Source organism: Micromonospora sp. NPDC051296, assembly GCF_040682255.1.
Taxonomy (GTDB): Bacteria; Actinomycetota; Actinomycetes; order Mycobacteriales; family Micromonosporaceae; genus Micromonospora; species Micromonospora craterilacus.
In genome coordinates, this window is record NZ_JBFBAO010000574.1 from 1 (window position 1) to 2,597 (window position 2,597).

Consider the following 2,597-nt stretch of genomic DNA (forward strand, 5'->3'; position numbering starts at 1 on the left):
TCGGCTTCTGGGCGCCGTAGAGGCATGGTCCGGGGAACGGCAACTCGACCTCGGGCCACGCCAACAGCGGAGGCTGCTTGCGGTCCTGGCGTTGAAAGTCAATCAGCTTGTCACCGTCGACCGCCTGGTGGATCTGACCTGGCCCGAATCACCACCACAAACCGCTCGTCACGCTATTCACGTTCATGTTTCACATTTGCGCGCGGTGTTGGCCACCGTCAGCGCAGGTCCCGATGGCGCGGAGATCACCACCCGCGGATCGGCGTACGCCCTGCGCGCCGATCCGATGTGCGTCGACGTGCACCACTTCCGCGCACTGATCACCAGGGGCTTCGCCGCGAGCGACGAGGTCGAGAAGGGCTCACTCCTGCGGCGCGCGCTGGACATGTGGCAGGGACCTCCGCTCGCCGATGTAGCAACACCCGGCACCGATCAACTGTGCCGCGGATTGGAGGAGGCGCGGCTGGCGGCTTTGGAAGAGTGGCTGGACACGGAACTGCGCCGTGGTAGGCACAGCACGATCATCGATGAGCTCACCGAGTTCACCGTCCAATACCCATTCCGCCATCGACTCCTCGCCCAACTCATGCTTGCGTTGTACCGCGCTGGCCGTGCTCCCGACGCCCTCGACGCCTACCGCGTTTCGCGAAACCGACTCGTAGACGAGTTCGGACTGGACCCAGGGCCGCGAATTCAGGAACTGGAGAGCGCCATACTTCGCGCTGATCCGGCACTTGAACTGCCGGAAGATTGAGGCTCTATCGGGTTTAGAGGCCAGTGGTCACATGTCAGGCCCCAGGGCGAGCGCTGCGAGCTGGATCTGCAGCGCGAGCCGTGTTCGCGGTGACTCGAAATCGATGTGGACGACCTCAGTCAGGCGGCGCATTCGGTACCGGAGCGTGTTGGGGTGCACGTGCAACTGCCGGGCAGCTTTCTTCAGATCACCCTGGTGCTCAAGCCATGCGGCGAGAGTGGCGACGTAGTCGGTGCCGTGCGCCCGATCGTGGGCGACGAGGTCGGGAAGCGGTCCGCCGACCAGCAGGTCTTCCGTCGGCATCGCGTTGACCACGCGGTGTACGACCACCTCGGCCCAGACGTCCGCGAACCGCAACAGTGGCCCCTGCTGTCGAGCCGAGCGGTGCAGCGCGAGCAGTTCCGCCGCCTCGGCGCGTGATCGCGGCAGGTCCGTCAGGTCCCTGGCGACGCGGCCAGACGCGGCTCGCAGTGACGGGTCATGCACGGCGACGTCGTGAATGAGGCTGTCCATCCAGCGTCGGGAGCCGGGCGAGTCGCCCTCGTGGGTCACGACGGCGAACAGGACGTCCCCGACGTCCGCGATCAGCGGCTGGCGCCAGCCGTGACGGCGGGTGATCGACTCCCAGAGGGCCAGGTTGTGCACCATCTCCCCGGTCCCGCCGTGTGCACCGAGCGCGACGACCTGCCACGGCCCCTTGGGCAGGCCCAGCTCCTCCCGTCCCTTCCCGGTGGGGGCCCGCAGCGCCGCCCTCAGGCGGTCGGCCGAGACCCTGCGTGCGACATCGGCCTGTACGCGGAGGCGGAGCAGGTGGAGCGCCAGCACGGAGGCGGTCCCCTGGAGATCGCGTAGCCGCTCGTGTGGCACCAGACCCTCGACGACGGCCCAGATCGAGCCGAGCAGCTCACCTCCGGCGCGGATCGGGATCACGAGTCGCGGCAACGTCCCGTCCGGGCCCTGCGGCACGAAGATCGGCTCACTGCCCGTGGCGAGCTTGCGGAAGACACCGCGGGAACGGAAGTGCGCGACCACATCGCCGGGGGCGCGTCGTCCGACAATGGTCGAGACGCGCGCCGGGTCGGTGCGGTCTTGCCGCGACGAGTAGGCGAGCACCCGGGACTGGGCATCCTCGATCGTCACCGGTGCGTCGACGATGGCGGCAGTCGCGTCGGCAAGGGCGAACAGTTCGTCGTAAACCCGGGCTTCTCCGGTCTCGGGCGAGCCGGGCGCGGCAGCTCTGTCGATCACCCCGCGGAGCAGCCAGACAAGCTGGGCCCATGAGCCGTGGCTCTGCAGCTCGACCAGCGCCAGGTTGCGTTCGGCGGCGGATGACATCACGTCGGGGAGCGAGGCCAGTGGAGGCTTGAGAACGAGGCCGGCCGCCGCAGCCTCCGAGCAGCGTTCGATGACAGCGAGCGCCTGGTCTGGTGTGGTGATGCCCGCGCCGAGGACGAGGTCGCCCGTCTGACCGGTCGTTGCATCGCCGAGGTCAGCGAGGGCCACATCGCGGACCTCCGCCTCAGTGGCGGGGACGACGATCTTGAGCAACGCCGCGCCGACCGCGTCGGCCACGCCAGCCACCGTGATCACCATCAGATTGTGCCTCGGCATTGTTCGTTTCGCCCAATCGGACGAGCGAACATTGGCCGGCCAGAACAATGACGTCCCGATGGGGCGGGGACAAGATTGCCGCAATCCCAGTTGTTCTTGAAGGAGAGAGCGAATGCCTGCCATGAAGGCGGTGCCCGCCCCTGCGCACGTTGCCATCATCGGTGCGGGGATGGTCGGACTGGCCACCGCCTGGTTTCTACAGGAGCGTGGCGTACGGGTCACCGTCCTCGAC

The 2,597-nt window shown here is 67.7% G+C and carries 3 protein-coding genes; 2 read left to right on the forward strand and 1 reads right to left on the reverse strand.

Annotated features, from left to right (window positions below; all coding sequences use genetic code 11):
• Positions 1–754, forward strand: a 754-nt coding sequence (locus AB0M52_RS33035; RefSeq protein WP_363961774.1) for an AfsR/SARP family transcriptional regulator, incomplete at its 5' end; no start/stop codon positions are given.
• 27 nt (positions 755–781) lie between these two features.
• Here AB0M52_RS33035 and AB0M52_RS33040 read toward each other — a convergent pair.
• Positions 782–2,347, reverse strand: coding sequence for a helix-turn-helix domain-containing protein (locus tag AB0M52_RS33040; protein WP_363961776.1), 1,566 nt, complete (start codon positions 2,345–2,347; stop codon positions 782–784).
• Between the two features lie 139 nt (positions 2,348–2,486).
• Here AB0M52_RS33040 and AB0M52_RS33045 point away from each other — a divergent pair.
• Positions 2,487–2,597, forward strand: a 111-nt coding sequence (locus tag AB0M52_RS33045; protein ID WP_363961778.1) for an FAD-dependent oxidoreductase, incomplete at its 3' end; no start/stop codon positions are given.